19 protein-coding genes are annotated in these 14337 nt (G+C 46.9%); 12 read left to right on the top strand and 7 right to left on the bottom strand.

All coding sequences use genetic code 11. The features are described from left to right. Positions 1-79 precede the first annotated feature (79 nt). A complete protein-coding gene (locus J2Z65_RS29940) occupies positions 80-373 on the top strand; it encodes a Dabb family protein (protein ID WP_167067077.1) in 294 nt (97 codons plus the stop codon). 123 nt (positions 374-496) lie between these two features. On the opposite strand, the gene J2Z65_RS29935 is transcribed toward J2Z65_RS29940, so the two are convergent. Beyond that, positions 497-1369: an AraC family transcriptional regulator gene (locus tag J2Z65_RS29935; protein ID WP_167067074.1), complete on the bottom strand. Its 873-nt coding sequence runs from the start codon at positions 1367-1369 to the stop codon at positions 497-499. A gap of 145 nt (positions 1370-1514) precedes the next feature. Here J2Z65_RS29935 and melA point away from each other — a divergent pair, with 145 nt between their 5' ends. Continuing rightward, positions 1515-2813 (top strand): alpha-glucosidase/alpha-galactosidase, encoded by a 1299-nt coding sequence (gene melA / locus J2Z65_RS29930; protein ID WP_167067071.1) that lies wholly within the window; start codon positions 1515-1517, stop codon positions 2811-2813. 61 nt (positions 2814-2874) lie between these two features. On the opposite strand, the gene J2Z65_RS29925 is transcribed toward melA, so the two are convergent. The 5 genes from J2Z65_RS29925 to J2Z65_RS29905 all read right to left on the bottom strand — a co-directional run bounded on the left by J2Z65_RS29925 (position 2875) and on the right by J2Z65_RS29905 (position 6521). Further along, on the bottom strand, positions 2875-3192 hold the full coding sequence (locus J2Z65_RS29925) for a dehydrogenase (protein ID WP_167067069.1): 318 nt from the start codon (positions 3190-3192) through the stop codon (positions 2875-2877). A gap of 90 nt (positions 3193-3282) precedes the next feature. Further along, positions 3283-4662, bottom strand: a complete 1380-nt coding sequence (locus tag J2Z65_RS29920; RefSeq protein ID WP_167067066.1) for an ATP-binding protein — start codon at positions 4660-4662, stop codon at positions 3283-3285. Further along, positions 4659-5339: a response regulator transcription factor gene (locus J2Z65_RS29915; protein WP_167067063.1), complete on the bottom strand. Its 681-nt coding sequence runs from the start codon at positions 5337-5339 to the stop codon at positions 4659-4661. Before J2Z65_RS29915 ends, J2Z65_RS29920 begins: the two co-directional genes overlap by 4 nt. A gap of 166 nt (positions 5340-5505) precedes the next feature. Next, positions 5506-5952: a cupredoxin domain-containing protein gene (locus J2Z65_RS29910; protein WP_167067060.1), complete on the bottom strand. Its 447-nt coding sequence runs from the start codon at positions 5950-5952 to the stop codon at positions 5506-5508. Between the two features lie 77 nt (positions 5953-6029). Then, entirely contained in the window at positions 6030-6521 is a 492-nt protein-coding gene (locus tag J2Z65_RS29905) for an HPP family protein (RefSeq protein ID WP_167067057.1), read from the bottom strand. A 120-nt stretch (positions 6522-6641) separates the two neighbouring features. Between J2Z65_RS29905 and J2Z65_RS29900 the strand changes: the two genes are divergently transcribed. The 9 genes from J2Z65_RS29900 (at position 6642) to J2Z65_RS29860 (ending at position 12963) form a co-directional block, all read left to right on the top strand. Further along, positions 6642-7562 (top strand): LysR family transcriptional regulator, encoded by a 921-nt coding sequence (locus J2Z65_RS29900; RefSeq protein ID WP_167067054.1) that lies wholly within the window; start codon positions 6642-6644, stop codon positions 7560-7562. A gap of 69 nt (positions 7563-7631) precedes the next feature. Further along, positions 7632-8231: an undecaprenyl phosphate transporter UptA gene (gene uptA, locus J2Z65_RS29895; RefSeq protein ID WP_167067051.1), complete on the top strand. Its 600-nt coding sequence runs from the start codon at positions 7632-7634 to the stop codon at positions 8229-8231. Between the two features lie 113 nt (positions 8232-8344). Continuing rightward, positions 8345-8911, top strand: a complete 567-nt coding sequence (locus J2Z65_RS29890; protein ID WP_167067048.1) for a thioredoxin family protein — start codon at positions 8345-8347, stop codon at positions 8909-8911. Between the two features lie 22 nt (positions 8912-8933). After that, a complete protein-coding gene (locus J2Z65_RS29885; RefSeq protein ID WP_167067045.1) occupies positions 8934-9557 on the top strand; it encodes an MBL fold metallo-hydrolase in 624 nt (207 codons plus the stop codon). 298 nt (positions 9558-9855) lie between these two features. Beyond that, on the top strand, positions 9856-10167 hold the full coding sequence (locus tag J2Z65_RS29880) for a hypothetical protein (protein ID WP_167067042.1): 312 nt from the start codon (positions 9856-9858) through the stop codon (positions 10165-10167). A gap of 188 nt (positions 10168-10355) precedes the next feature. Beyond that, entirely contained in the window at positions 10356-11015 is a 660-nt protein-coding gene (locus J2Z65_RS29875) for a hypothetical protein (protein ID WP_167067039.1), read from the top strand. 14 nt (positions 11016-11029) lie between these two features. Further along, positions 11030-12118 (top strand): toxic anion resistance protein, encoded by a 1089-nt coding sequence (locus J2Z65_RS29870; protein WP_167067037.1) that lies wholly within the window; start codon positions 11030-11032, stop codon positions 12116-12118. 132 nt (positions 12119-12250) lie between these two features. After that, positions 12251-12679 carry a hypothetical protein gene (locus tag J2Z65_RS29865; protein ID WP_167067034.1) on the top strand — a complete coding sequence of 143 codons (429 nt, stop codon included), beginning with the start codon at positions 12251-12253 and terminating at the stop codon, positions 12677-12679. A gap of 5 nt (positions 12680-12684) precedes the next feature. Continuing rightward, positions 12685-12963 (top strand): DUF2653 family protein, encoded by a 279-nt coding sequence (locus J2Z65_RS29860; RefSeq protein WP_167067031.1) that lies wholly within the window; start codon positions 12685-12687, stop codon positions 12961-12963. Between the two features lie 101 nt (positions 12964-13064). On the opposite strand, the gene J2Z65_RS29855 is transcribed toward J2Z65_RS29860, so the two are convergent. Then, complete coding sequence (locus tag J2Z65_RS29855; RefSeq protein ID WP_167067028.1) at positions 13065-13568, bottom strand: Rrf2 family transcriptional regulator; 504 nt, start codon at positions 13566-13568, stop codon at positions 13065-13067. 222 nt (positions 13569-13790) lie between these two features. On the opposite strand from J2Z65_RS29855, the gene J2Z65_RS29850 reads away from it, so the two are divergent. Further along, positions 13791-14252, top strand: coding sequence for a carboxymuconolactone decarboxylase family protein (locus tag J2Z65_RS29850; RefSeq protein WP_167067025.1), 462 nt, complete (start codon positions 13791-13793; stop codon positions 14250-14252). Positions 14253-14337: the final 85 nt, after the last annotated feature.

Raw genomic sequence — 14337 nt, 5'->3', positions numbered from 1 at the left:
AATATACATCTTCCTGCTATGATTAAAGACGTTAATCATAAACGTGCCAAAATTGTTTGGGGAAAGTGGGTTCTATATCATGATCGATCACATTGTACTAGTAAAGTTCGGAGAAACAACAACCCAGGAGCAGCTTCAAGAAGTCGTTGACCGTTTTAAAGCGCTTCGCCCTCATCTGACGGGAATCGTCGATATTCAAGCGGGGCTTAACTTCTCAGAGAAAAATAAAGGATACCAAGTGGTTTTATCGGTACGTTTTGAAGATAAAGCTGCGTTGGAAGCATACGGTCCAAATCCTGAGCATCAAGCGGTTGCGGCCTATATTCGCGAAGTGGGTCGTGAAGATAGTTTGATTGTCGATATTGAGATTTAACGAGAGAAAGCTTCCCGCCCCTTATGGGGTGGAGGAGCTTTTTTTTATTGTTAGGTGGTGCATTGCGATGCCCCGCCTATGATTCGCAAAATGCAAGAAGAACCGCTCACGTTCATTGCTCATTCACCCGCTAAAGACACCTTTGCTTTTCCGTTCCTTCCGATACACGGAAGGTGCGCTGCCGCTCCATTTATGGAATTGCTTAGAGAAATAGAGCGCATCGTTGAAGCCGACGGAAGAAGCCACCTGGTCAACGGTCATGGACGTTTCCAATAGCTGCTTCGCGCGTTCCATGCGGATTTTGAATAAGTACTGCATGGGGGCGAGGCCTGTGGCTTGTTTGAACATTTTGCACAAATAGGTTCGGTGGTAGCCTAGTGTGCGGGCTAGCTGCTCGATGGAGACCGCTTGCGTGTACTGCAGCTCCAAGTAGCGGACCGCTTGACTGACTTGCCGCTGGATCTCCGTTTCGGTGGCAGGCTTCGTCCTCACCTGAGGATCGTCAGCCCGGCTAAGCTCACGGAGCAGCAGCCTAAGCCAGCCGGCAGCTTCGATATCCTCCAACGCCGGGTGCATCGACTGCTGAAAGCAGGAGCGGATTCGGCGGTAATAGTGACGGATGGAGCGGGGGGAGCTCCCCGAAATGACCGCATTTTGCGGGGAGGCGCCTATTTGTGTTAGCGTCAAGCCCGCGCTCCGTCCTGTAAAGGCGACCCAAGTATAGTGCCAAGGCTGCTCGGCATCCGCAACGTAGCTAAATAACTCTCCAGGATAGATGATGAAGCTGTCACCAGAGCTGCATGGGTAGGTGCGGTTATGCATCTCGAACGTCCCTTTGCCTGAATGTATGGTGTGGATCAAATAATAATCATGAACAGCCGGCCCCATTTTGTGCAGAGGGAGAGGCTTGCCTTCTCCGCTAAAAAGCACGGAGAGCTCGCTATTGCTTTCATGCGGATTAATGCTGACGTTAAAATAGGAATGATCCGTAGTCATAGTGGCCTCTTTGGTTTTTGATTTTAGCGTACTCCAATAAACTACAAATGTCCATATTGGAGTTCGTTCAATCCATATGTTTTCCAGCAAGCCTGCGATATAGTAAGGGTATGAGAACGAATACATATTGGAGGGTAACTTACACATGTCCAAAATCACTTTTCTAGGCGCAGGAAGTACGGTTTTCGCCAAAAACGTGCTGGGGGATTGCTTACAAACTCCCGCATTGCAAGGCTTTGAAATCGCTCTCTTTGATATTGACCATGAACGGCTGCAGGACTCGGCCAACATGTTGAATAATATCAAAAAAACGTCCGAAAGCACGTCGATTATCAAAACGTACACAGACCGCAAGGAAGCTTTGCGAGGAGCGAAGTATGTGGTGAACGCCATTCAAGTAGGTGGTTATGATCCATGTACGATTACGGATTTTGAAATTCCCAAGAAGTACGGCTTGCGACAAACGATCGCGGATACGGTTGGTATCGGCGGTATTTTCCGAAATCTGCGTACGATTCCTGTCATGCTTGATTTTGCAGCGGATATTCGCGAGGTTTGTCCGGAAGCCTTGTTCTTAAACTATACGAATCCAATGGCTGTATTAACCAATGTGATGAACACGCATGGCGGCGTTCGCACCGTCGGCCTCTGCCACAGCGTACAAGCGTGTATTCCTGAGCTGTTCAAGAGCCTTGGCATGGACAAAGAAGGCGTAAAAGCTAAAATCGCGGGCATCAACCATATGGCTTGGCTGCTTGAGGTAACGAAAGACGGCGTCGATTTGTACCCGGAAATCAAGAAGCGTGCAATCGAGAAGCAAAAAGAAAAGCATAACGATATGGTCCGTTTCGAAATGATGCTGAAATTCGGTCATTATATTACGGAGTCCTCCGAGCACAATGCGGAATATCATCCGTACTTCATCAAACGGAATTATCCGGAGTTGATTGACCGCTTTAACATTCCGCTTGACGAATACCCGCGCCGCTGTGTCGAGCAAATCAGCCGTTGGAAGAAAATGCGCGAGGATCTCGTGAACGATACGAATTTGACGCACAAGCGTTCACACGAGTATGCTTCCTACATTTTTGAAGCGATTGAGACGGATGTTCCGTTCAAAATCGGCGGCAACGTGATGAATACCGGCTTAATTACGAATTTACCGCGCGAAGCGTGCGTGGAAGTTCCTTGTCTGGTTGACCGCAACGGAGTTACGCCTACCTACGTTGGCGATCTGCCACCACAGCTTGCAGCGCTCAACCGCACGAACATCAATACGCAGCTGTTGACGATTGAAGCGGCTATTACACGCAAACGCGAGCATATTTATCACGCGGCGATGCTTGATCCGCATACATCAGCTGAGCTGTCGATGGATGACATCGTGGCGATGTGCGACGAGTTGATTGAAGCACACGGCAGTTGGCTGCCTGAGTTCTCTTAATTACCAATAAAAAAAGGTCATGACGTATGGTTGACATACGCATGGCCTTTTTTCACTTTAGTTAACCGCCAAATGCATCGCGAAAAGCGCTGTTTAAGGCTGCAGGCTCAACATTCCAAATCGGAGCAAGCTCAGGTCCTACGTTGACGTCAAACCAGTCGGACAGTGCTTTACGGTTAGACCCGTTCTCCACGATGAAGGGGAGGTTGAGCATTACCTTTTTCACATACAGCTCCTCGGCCTCTTTGACTTGCTCCGGGGTTAGCCATATTTTCAACCGTTTCACGGTCCGGTATAATTCCTTGCTGCAAGCCCTCCGAATGCTGCGGGCATTGGGCAGCTGCTGTTTATGTTTTTCACTTTGATTGTTGTTGATCATGACTGCATCCACACTCCCTCTATACTATTTGTATGCATAGAGTGGGCTTCGAGCCACTAGGGACGGGAACCTAAGGAGCCCAATGTTCAATTAGATTTGAGGAAGGCGCACCTTGAAAGAGGTGCCTTTGCCCAAATCGCTTTGCACGTCGATGCGCCCATGATGGAGCGCAATAATTTTCTGCGCGATCGCGAGTCCAAGGCCGCTTCCGGTGTTGGCGCGGTTTCTCGCTTTGTCGGCTTTGTAGAAGCGGTCGAAAATTTGCGGCAATTCATCCGCAGGAATCCCGATGCCGGTATCGCTAAATTCCACGAGAATGTCCTTCTCCAGCAGCTGAATTCCGATCTGCAGGGTATCACCTCGCCGGCAAAATTTAATGCTGTTTGTAATAAAGTTTTGCCACACTTGATGAAGCAGTTGGGCATCCGCGGAAATCGTCACTTCCGGCAGATCGAGCTCTATCGCAATTTCTTTCTCGGTCCACTGCCACTCGGTGAGGATTAGAATCTGACGGATTTGCTCGTCTAGCCGGAAGACGCTCCGCTTGACGACATGACTTTCTTTGTCCAGAGAAGCTAGCGTCAGGAGCTGTTTGCTAAGGGAGGAGAGGCGCTTGCTTTCATCTAAAATGACATGCAGATACCTTTCCTTCTCTTCCTCGGAGGTGTCTTTGTCCAGAATTGACTGCGCGAAACCTTGTATGGACGTCAGAGGGGACTGGATCTCGTGGGAAACATTGCCGACGAATTCTTGCCGCATCTCATCCAGCTGTTTGAGCGATTGTGCCATGTAGGTGAAGTCTCTGGCTAACTCGCCGATCTCATCCTGCCGGGAGACATCCATCGCGATATTAAAATCGCCTCCAATGATCCGTTTCGTAGCTTCGCGCAGCCTTTTGACGGGCTTCACAATATACTGAGAGAAAATAACGATGAAGAGAATGCTGAATAAGAAAGTAAGTCCTAACAGGAAGGCCATAAGAACACGCACTCCACCGATCTGCTGCTCCAAATTAGGCCGGACGAATAGGGCGAATGGCTTTCCCTGCACCTGAATAGGAACGCCTATGCTGTTTCTCAGACTATTTTCAAAGAAGCCGGTCACCATCAGGAAATGACGCTCTACGAGAATGCCGCGGTAGGTTTGTCCAGCCAACACCTGGCGGATTTGTTCGGGATCGAGTTGGGTGTGCCGGAAAGGCGTCCCGTAAAATGTGCCTTCCATCCGATCATTAACGGCATACAGCTGAAAGCCCATGCCCGCGATATGTGTGAAAAAGATGGCCGGATCAAGCTCAGGCGTTTGCTCATATAAGGACCGGATTTCGTTCGTAACACGCCAAATTTGTTCTTCGTTTTCGTCCCGCAGTTTGGCCGAGTAATAGCTGTTTGAAAACAGCAGGGCCAGCATACTGCTGACCATTGCGATCCCGATGAAGGTTATAACGATCCGGAAATATAGCGTCTTCACCCTGCAGTCACCTCAAGCTTGTAGCCAAGCCCCCGAACGGTTGTAAGAACGAAGTCGTCAGCCATGTCCTGAAATCGCTCCCTTAGCCGCTTAATATGCACATCGATGGTCCGGCTGTCGCCTTGGTAGTCGCTTCCCCAGAGCATTTGAATCAACTGTTCCCGCGTAAAAATACGTCCAGGATGGCTGGCTAATTGCGCGAGCAGCTGAAATTCTTTGAGCGGGAGAAGCAGAGTTTGCCCTCGGGAGATCACTTCATAGCTTTTGAGATTGATCATGGTCTGGTTTAACGTAATCTTTTCCGAGGAGACAAGCTGGTAGCGACGCAATAAGGCGCGCACGCGAAACAATAATTCCTTAGGCTCGAACGGTTTCACCATGTAGTCATCAGTTCCGGACGCAAAGCCTCGCTCCTTATCCTCAAGCCCTCCCTTGGCGGTCAAAAGAAGAACTGGAATATCGTAATGCTCGCGAATTTCAGCGCATAAGGCGAGTCCGTCACGCAGCGGCATCATCACATCGACAACCGCCAAATGAATCTGCTCGCGCTCCATCAGCTCCGATGCTTGCTTTCCGTCTGCTGCTTCAAATACCGCAAAGCCTTCTTTGGAAAATACGAAACGAAGCAATTCCCTAATGTGAGCATCATCATCGGCAACAAGGATCTGGGTTTTCAAATTAAGCACCTTCTTCACGAAAAATCATTGAACTTGGCAACAGTGTAAACGAAAAGAAACCTTATTGCTACTTCTGTATGCCAAGCGCCTTTAAGAAGCGTCGGATAAGCAGAAGGCCATAAGGTATTCATTGAAAAAATAGCGCCGATTGAAGAATCGCTAGACGCTAATCCACTACCAGGTAACCGATCATTGGGCCGCTGTGAGCGAAATCGGTATGTGTCAGACAAATGATGCGGTACGTACCTTCCTGCTCGGCGGTGAAATGAACGATCGTTTCTTTTCCTTTTTTGACTTCACCGCTAATGTTAAGTCCTTCGATAAGAAAAGGATGGCTTTCACCGTTGACGCCGTAAATGCTCAGTTTGATTCTTTCGCCTTTTTGAATGAGAATGGTGCCGGGATCCCAGCGGTACGCTTCAATCGTTTTCCCGTCTTTGGTCGTTGATTTAAACTCGCCCACAACCATGTGAATGGTTCTTTCGGACCCGGGCTCGGCCAGTGTAGGGACAATTTTCCCGCGGCTCAAATAGAGCACGCCGGAGAGAAGCAGCAGCAGCACAAGGGCTGTCAAATAGAAATGCTTGCGTTTTACAATCCATACTTGGGACATAGGGACCCGCCTCCTGTACAAACATACTTGTACATTTTATGCAGGGGCTTGTCATCGCATGAATCTGTTTATTGGCGTTACCACCAGGCGGTGGGGTAACGGGTGCCGGTTGCCCGGTGGTAGCCAAGGGCAACCAGCACGAGCAGCGCAGCGCCGAGCAGCACCGGCGTGAGCAGGAAGCCCCAGCTCGCGCCGGTGAGCATCACGAGCAGCGGATCGGCGCCGGCCGGTGGATGCAGCGTGCGCGTAAGCTGCATGAGCGTGATGGCGGCGCCGACCGCGAGGGCGAGGCTCCACGCATGGACGCCGAAGGCGGCGAGGGCGCACAGCCCGATGAGCGTGCTGAGCAGGTGGCCGCCGATGAGGCTGCGGGGCTGCGCGAGCGGGCTCTGCGGGAGCACGAAGGCGATGACGCAGGAGGCGCCAAGCGGCGCCATGAGCAGCGGGGCGTGGACGAGCTCACCGGCGGTACTGCAGAGCAGGATGGCGAGAAAGCCGCCGATGCCGGGGATGAACCTGGCCAGCTGCTTGGCGGCTGGTTTGGATTTTATAATCGATCTGAGTTGCATGCAGCGGTACTCCTCCTCTTTTCTTGTCGTTGTTCTGATGCTATCATGAGAATAGGTATTTGAAAAATGAATAATATCAATCAGACATATTTGATAATTCGATGGGTAGGTGAAGTGGGAATGATTGAACATCTGGACGGACGGAGTATGAAGACGTTCATCACGGTGATGGAGGAAAAGAGCTTCAGCAAGGCAGCTCTTAAGCTCGGTTATGTACAATCGACGGTTACGACGCATATCCATCAGCTGGAACAAACCCTCGGTCAAACGTTGTTCGAGCGTTTGCCGCGGGGCGTGGAACTGACGGCTGCAGGCCGAGAGGTTGCTCCCTATGCCTATCGTTACCTGCAGCTTGGCGAGTCGCTTCAGGATAAATTAAACGGGATGGATGAACCGAAGGGGACGGTTCGTCTCCGCGCACTGGAATCGTTCTGCGTGCCGCATCTCCCGCAGCTGCTGCCGTCCCTGTTCAGGCAATATCCACAGATCCAGCTGCAGCTGGAGACTGGGTTTCACCGCGACATTACCCAAGAGGTGTCTGCGTACCGCGTAGATTTGGGGATCGTTCCGCGTGATCCGGAGGTTCGCCAGTTAACTTTTATCCCGCTTATGCAGGATGAATTAATCTGGGTGGGGGCTCCGGCCCTAGTCCGTCAAGTCGGGCGGGATGGCTGGGAAGCGGCGTCGCATGTTCCGGTCATCGGCTTTGGCGGGCGCTGCATTTACCAGACGCTTGCCCATCAGTTCCTCACCGACAAGGGGCAACCAGCCTTGTCAGCGCTTGAGTTCGACAGCTCTGAGATGATCAAACAAACACTGATGTACGGGATGGGACTTTCCTTGATGCCGCGAAGCACGGTTCAGGAAGAACTGCGGTCAGGCAAGCTGCTGCAGCTGGAAGGGGAGGAGGCGATCCCGCTCGAACACGGTCTCATTCATCGCGCAAGCAAAGAATTAAGTCCGCCGGTGAAAGCCTGCAAAGATCATATACTCTCCTATTTTGCAGCGCAGACAGAGGGTGACAACGGGGAAACTGGTTGATCAGAGCTCGCCTGTGTTAGAATGAAAGGTAGATTTGGAATGGATAATTGAGGGAGAGAGGGTTCATGAATGAGTGAGTTGATTCACAATGTTTTGCTTTACTTGGAAGGGCTTGGGTATTGGGGGATTTTCCTCGGATTGATGCTGGAAGTAATTCCGAACGAGCTGCTTCTTGCCTATGCCGGCTATTTGGTATCCAAAGGCGAAATTCATTTTCTCGGTGCCATTGTTTGCGCGGTTATCGGCGGAACATTAGCACAAATCGTGCTTTATTGGATCGGACGCTATGGAGGCAGACCTTTCCTGGAGAAGTACGGCAAATACTTGCTGATTAGCAAGCATCATATCGATGTTGCTGAAGCGTGGTTCAACCGCTACGGTACGGGCATGATTTTTACAGCCAGATTCATTCCTATTGTTCGTCACGCCATATCCCTACCTGGTGGCATGGCCAAAATGCCGCTTGGCAAATTTACGCTGTACACCGGTTTAGCCTTAATTCCGTATTCATTTCTCTATGTTTACTTAGGCATGAAACTCAAAGATAACTGGGAAACAATTGATCAAATTGCAGGACCTTATATTAAGCCATTAATAATTGCAGCAATTGTTCTAACGCTTTTATACGTGGGATATCAAATCTATTTGAAAAGAAAAGCGAAAAATTAGCTTCCTAGATTTGGCGCTTTCGATTCAATTTGTTACAATAATAAGGAAGAATCATGAAAAAGGAGAGACTTTGATCTACGTTCAAAGATCCCTTATTAGGAGGATGGGTAGCGATGAGTACGAATCTTGCAAGCAAATTGCGCACAGGCTTAAAGCCACAGCAATTCATTGACGGCATGGAGAAAAATAAAGAGAAATTTTTGGATTACTACAACGGATTTGCATGGGACAATGAAGAGGATAAGGAATATTTCGATTCTCTAAACAACCGTGATGATCTGCGCTGTGTCATTATTGCTGCGGATTGGTGCGGTGACGTTGTTCGCAACGTACCTGTCGTATTCAAAGCGCTGGAGAACAGCGGTGTGCCTGTAGAAGTGTTGATTATTGAGCAAAACTACGATGTAATCGACCAATTCCTGACAGGTGGCGGCCGTGCAATTCCGATCGTTGTGTTTACAGATACAGGCGGTTTCGTGCTTGGACACTGGGGCCCTCGTCCGAAAAACGTACAGGCGGTCATGACGCAGTTCAAAAAAGAAAATCCAGATCGCGAAGCGCCGGATTATAACGAAAAAATTCAAGTAGCCAGAGCCGAAATGGGCCGTCAATATGGTGAAGGTAACGGATACCATGCTGTTATCGTGAAGGAACTTCGTGACTTAATCGAGTCGTTCTAAGTGAATTCTAAAGTGAGGGCATATGATTAACATAGATACATTTGTTCTAGGACCCGTAAGCACGAACGCATACTTACTATCAGATCCGGAAACAAAAAAAGGCATTATCATCGATCCTGGTATGAATCCGAAGTCGTTAATCAAAAAGATTGCCGATTTGGATATTGAAGCGATTCTTCTGACGCATGCTCATTTTGATCATATCGGCGGCGTTGATGAAATCCGCAAGCTCAAAAATTGCCCTGTGTACGTTCACGATTTGGAAGCCGACTGGCTGACGAATCCGAAGAAGAACGGTTCCGCCCGCTGGCCGGAGCTGGGGGTCCTGATTGAAACGGAACCCGCGGAATACGCGCTGGATGAGGGACAAATTTTAGAGTTTTTGGGCATCAAGCTCAAAGTATTCCATACTCCCGGTCACTCTCCGGGGAGCGTCAGCTTCCTATATGACAAACATTTGTTCAGCGGGGATGTCCTGTTTAAACTGTCGGTAGGCCGGACGGATCTGCCTGGCGGGAATAACAATGAGCTGTTGGACTCCATTCAAGATAAATTGTTCATTCTCGAAGATGATGTTGTCGTCTATTCGGGACATGGCGCTAAAACTACGATTGGTTTCGAAAGAGACAACAATCCATATGTGTAAGACAAGACGGTGTGTCAGGAACTTGTTCCTGACCGCCGTTTTTTTGTTGCAACGTTACGCCCTGAGCTGTTTTTCAATGCAATACGAGGGTTCCACCATCGCAAGACTCCACATGTACAAGCGGGCATCTGCCTGAGGCTTGTTCGCCCATGATACGTAACCATTTTTGGGTAATCTGGGTGTTTACCGTGTTCGTGGTAGGTGCTCCCCCATAGACTGATGTTGTAAGCTATTCACCCAACCTTAACGATAACAACATGAGTTTAAAAGCTTCATTATTCTAAGGAGGTGCTCCACCATGGAATTTGTTAAAGCTCCAAATTATCCAATTGCTCCGATGCCTGCCCCAATGCCAATGCCTGCCCCGGCCCCGATGCCAATGCCGATGCCGATGCCGATCGCACAACAGCCAGCTCCAATTATGCATAAACCGGTGCACAACGATATTCACCTGCACGCATCGTACCAACAAACTTCGTTCGTATTCCCTAAACCAGTTGCGGTAGCCCCGGTAGCCAAAGTTTGCTCGTACAACAACAATAGTATAGGAAGTATTCTGGTTCTGTTTATTTTGCTTGTTATCATTACTCGCTGCATCTGTAAATACTAATCAGTAACCAAAAAAACACTAAAATTGACCCATGGCAGGGAGAGACCTGTATGGGTTATTTTTTTGTGACCTATGGACAACGGTGAAAAAGGCTTCTGCGGATGCGGAGGTCTTCTTCTTTTTCGCTTTGGTTTTGTATGGATTTGTCTTTTGAATGTATAATAGAGTTATTCAAGGGGGGGAGTATCTTGCACTCGAAATTAAAAGTCGCTATCGGCATTTCAGTTGTTGGATATATAGTAAGTCTTTTAACTGCCCGGTTTCTACCTGGCGCACTTAACTTATTAGTGCCAACTACTTTTTCGATAGGAAGTATTATCGTATTTGGTCGACATGATGCCGCATTAAAAAGGCCAAATATCTCAGGTTCTACTAGTGGTTCTTCACCAAAGATAGAGCCTGCAAGCAGAACCAATACGGATAATGAAATCGTACCGAAAATAGAAAGTGATCCATTCTGGGAGCCAATAACAGAGTATATTCATGTTATCGAAGAGACGATCATCTCTGAGGGGCAAAAGAGCACATTGGATGACGAAATCGTTGAAAAAACGCTAAGCTTACTTTCAAGAGTAGGCAGGTTAATCCCGCAGCTAAAAGAACTTAACGATGCAAACATGAATCATAATATACAACGTTTGATTTTCAAGGACCTTAATGGCGCAATTAACCCATTTTTAAAATTGGGAGGGGAAGCGAAACGATTAAATCGTCGACTTCTTCTTACGGGGATCAAGGATATCAACTCTCAAATCTCCACATACGTTGAGACAATTGAGCAAAAGGATTTAATCGAATTGCAAACACGAATGGAACTCATCCAACAACGCTATCGTTCAACAGACTAAAGGAGGAACGGATAATGACAACCCAACTGGTGCAATTGAAGTCTACGGATTTGCAGAAAGTAGAGCAGGAAGCGAAAGAACTGCTCCAAAAAGTGTCCACTACCGATAATATGGAATTGGAAACATTAATGGATTCCATAGGACGTATGGGTTCCAAAACGATGGAGCAGGCCGGGCAATCGTTGGCCATGCTCGAACGTCCAGTGAATGAATTGATGTCTGGTAAACGATCAGAGGTTCAAAACAATATTTTGAAGCTTCGTAATGAAATTGATTCTTTGAGCAAGAGCAAGCAACTTGGTTTTTTCGAAAAGATGATGAAAAAGACGCCTTTAAAAAATTATATATACAAGTATCAATCCGTGAAGACCAACGTTAATGCCATTGTTCAATCCCTTCGAAATGGTAAGGAAACACTCGAGGAAAATATGGCCTATATGAAAACACTGAAGAAAAATTCATTGGAATCTGTCTACAATCTTCAAATGCGGATAGCGATGGGGGAGAATTTGAAGCAGCTTTTTGAGCTTGAGATTGCCAAGCCCGAAAATGAAAACCGTAAAACGCATCTGGAGCGAGGGCTTCGTAAAGTCGTCACGCGTATACAGTCATTTCAGGAAATGGTCATCCTCTATCAACAGGCGATTGCCGGTACAGATATCATAAACGACAATAACGATAAATTAATAGATGCTGTTAATGCGACAATCGATAAGACACAGAATCTTCTTACCGTATCGGCGATGATTTCTATGGCTATCGAGGACCAAGTACAGACAATTGATGCTGTAAATTCCGCAAACGCGACTCTGAATAAAATGTTTGAGGACAACTCGCGCTTGCTGAAAGAAACGACTCAGAAAACGAACGAATTGCTTGGAAAGCCAGGGTTACAAATGGATTCCATTGAACGAGGAATGAACGATCTTTTTAGTGCATTGGATATGTTTGAACAGTCCAATCGGACCATTATACAATCAGCTACGGAACATACCAAACGTCTTGGGGACATTAGCCAGCAAATGACACAGCGGCTGGGCTTAATGCCCGGGAGTAAAACGAATGCAGAAAAAACATCGGAATTAAGTGGGCTTTTGGAATAAAAAGTTACTCGCAACCCGCGGTGTCTCCTAGATGATTGCACTTTTGAAACCAATTCTCAAGTAAAACGTATAGAATAGGACGAAAGTGATCAAACTTTCATATTAAGCATTCACTAGGAGGGCCGTGACATAATGTTCAAGAAATTTATCATGCTGATTATGGCAAGTATGTTGGTGTTCTCCTTTACCGTCCCAACGCTGGTAGAAGCGAAGACTTCTTACAAAGCGCCACGCAAAAGTTACACACCAACAGATCAACAAAAATCCCCTGCCAATAACGTTTCAAAAAATGAACCGAACAGTTCAACAACAAAAACGCCCGGCGCTGCAACATCAGCCGCAAAGCCTGGATTTTTCAGTGGTGGTTTAATGAAAGGGTTGTTAATTGGGGGCGTTGCTGGCCTGTTATTCGGAGGCTTATTTGGGGGCTTGGGAGCACTCGGTAATATACTTGGGTTATTAGTGAACGTGCTTGCCATAGTTGTCTTGGTTGTTATGATTATGAAGATCGTATCTTTCTTCAGACAAAGAAGGAAGTTGAATCGAAATCATGAGAGGTAATAAGCATGCGATTAGCGGAACAAGACATCGTTAATGCGATTTGTCTTAGCATGGCGGAACGCAAACAGCTCAAGCCAAATGATATTGATGTTGAGCTGATGTGGGACGAGGATCTGGGATTCTCGGCCGAAATATTCGCAGGAGGACGCAGTCAAATCCTCACACAAGGGAACCTGTTTGAAGCCATTGCGCAATATATGTACACGCAGTTTCAGATGCAAGTTTTTTGGGATCAAATCCATTTATCTCTGGATGAAGAGATTGTCGCTGAAATAGCGGTTTAATCCAACATGCAAATACCCTACAAAAAAACCTTGGCTAAATCAAGGTTTTTTTTGTAGGGTTATTCTTTGTTTTCCGTGAGCTTGGCATACGTAATTTACTATTAACCATTGTTGCTATTAGCGAAATATTCACGAGTATCTTTGCGCGATTGAGGGGTTAATACGCGGTCAAGCTCTTCATTCAACCAAGTAAGTGACTTGTTGCGAAGAACATTGCGCATACTATCTTCAGCTTCGAGCATAGCTAGGTTAATCACACAGGGAGACTCTAGAGCACATGCTGCATAGTCTTTATCATTACATAGATAGCTATTATTTTTGATGTTTTTACATTGGAAAATGGGGGTAGCGCCTTCAACAGCCTCCACTACATCCCAAAAAGAAATGTCATCAGGAGACTTGGCTAATCGATAGCCTCCTTTTACACCAGGGACAGAGCTTACGATACCTGCTTTTGCTAATTTACTAAAAATCTTCGAAAGATAGGTCTCCGAAACACCTTGAAAAGAGGAAAGTTCTTTAATTCCTATGGTCGAATCAGGAGGAATATCAATTAAATATACCAAGCAATGCAGTCCATATTCAACGCCAATACTATACTGCATGCAAACACCTGCTTTCAGATATCAAGGTTATTATTAAACATCTTAGGTGGATTTAAGAACCTTGTCAAATAAGGGCATTTGGTATTTTTGGTTGACAGTCATAAAATAAAGGGCTATATTATAGATAAGGTTAATCGTCGATTAATGTTGTCGACATTTAGATGAATTTTTGAACGAAGTGCTTTTGTTTTACACAAAAAAATTTAAGGAGTGTAGTGACACATGGAAATCAGACTGGATTATACTAAAGTGCAACCTGAAGCTTTACAAACACTTTTGAAATTGGAAGGGTATGTGAAGAAGAGCGGTCTTGATCACCAACTGTTGGAGCTCATTAAAATTCGTGCTTCACAAATGAATGGCTGTGCCTTCTGTCTTGATATGCATACGAAAGATGCGCGTGCGATGGGGGAGACAGAGCAGCGATTGTATATGCTCAACGCGTGGCGGGAAGCTCCGTTTTATACGGAAGCGGAGCGCGCTGCATTAGCGTTAACGGAAGCTGTAACCAAAATTTCGGATGCCGGCGTGCCACAGGAATTGTATGAGCAAGTCCGCAAACATTTCGACGAGGGCCAATTTGTCAATTTAATTATGGCGATTAATGCGATCAACTGTTGGAATCGAATAGCGATTTCAACGGGTATGGTACCTGGAGAATATCAGCCGGCTGTACGTAAATAACAGATTGCAAAGAGGGTGTCCCAAAAGTCATAAAAATGACTGAGGGACACCCTCTTTGCAAATTTGTAAAACAAAAAGAAACCGT

The sequence above is a fragment of the Paenibacillus aceris genome (assembly GCF_017874035.1).
GTDB classification, from domain to species: domain Bacteria; phylum Bacillota; class Bacilli; order Paenibacillales; family NBRC-103111; genus Paenibacillus_E; species Paenibacillus_E aceris.
The sequence above is the reverse complement of the archived record's forward strand: the minus strand, read 5'-3'. Positions and strand labels throughout refer to the sequence as shown.

Excerpts from the sequence above, each read along its gene's own strand:
- J2Z65_RS29940 (WP_167067077.1), top strand. The coding sequence starts at position 80 with ATGATCGATCACATTGTACTAGTAAAGTTCGGAGAAACAACAACCCAG.
- J2Z65_RS29935 (WP_167067074.1), bottom strand. The coding sequence starts at position 1,369 with ATGACTACGGATCATTCCTATTTTAACGTCAGCATTAATCCGCATGAA.
- melA (WP_167067071.1), top strand. The coding sequence starts at position 1,515 with ATGTCCAAAATCACTTTTCTAGGCGCAGGAAGTACGGTTTTCGCCAAA.
- J2Z65_RS29925 (WP_167067069.1), bottom strand. The coding sequence starts at position 3,192 with ATGATCAACAACAATCAAAGTGAAAAACATAAACAGCAGCTGCCCAAT.
- J2Z65_RS29910 (WP_167067060.1), bottom strand. The coding sequence starts at position 5,952 with ATGTCCCAAGTATGGATTGTAAAACGCAAGCATTTCTATTTGACAGCC.
- J2Z65_RS29905 (WP_167067057.1), bottom strand. The coding sequence starts at position 6,521 with ATGCAACTCAGATCGATTATAAAATCCAAACCAGCCGCCAAGCAGCTG.
- J2Z65_RS29900 (WP_167067054.1), top strand. The coding sequence starts at position 6,642 with ATGATTGAACATCTGGACGGACGGAGTATGAAGACGTTCATCACGGTG.
- uptA (WP_167067051.1), top strand. The coding sequence starts at position 7,632 with ATGAGTGAGTTGATTCACAATGTTTTGCTTTACTTGGAAGGGCTTGGG.
- J2Z65_RS29890 (WP_167067048.1), top strand. The coding sequence starts at position 8,345 with ATGAGTACGAATCTTGCAAGCAAATTGCGCACAGGCTTAAAGCCACAG.
- J2Z65_RS29885 (WP_167067045.1), top strand. The coding sequence starts at position 8,934 with ATGATTAACATAGATACATTTGTTCTAGGACCCGTAAGCACGAACGCA.
- J2Z65_RS29880 (WP_167067042.1), top strand. The coding sequence starts at position 9,856 with ATGGAATTTGTTAAAGCTCCAAATTATCCAATTGCTCCGATGCCTGCC.
- J2Z65_RS29870 (WP_167067037.1), top strand. The coding sequence starts at position 11,030 with ATGACAACCCAACTGGTGCAATTGAAGTCTACGGATTTGCAGAAAGTA.
- J2Z65_RS29865 (WP_167067034.1), top strand. The coding sequence starts at position 12,251 with ATGTTCAAGAAATTTATCATGCTGATTATGGCAAGTATGTTGGTGTTC.
- J2Z65_RS29860 (WP_167067031.1), top strand. The coding sequence starts at position 12,685 with ATGCGATTAGCGGAACAAGACATCGTTAATGCGATTTGTCTTAGCATG.
- J2Z65_RS29855 (WP_167067028.1), bottom strand. The coding sequence starts at position 13,568 with ATGCAGTATAGTATTGGCGTTGAATATGGACTGCATTGCTTGGTATAT.
- J2Z65_RS29850 (WP_167067025.1), top strand. The coding sequence starts at position 13,791 with ATGGAAATCAGACTGGATTATACTAAAGTGCAACCTGAAGCTTTACAA.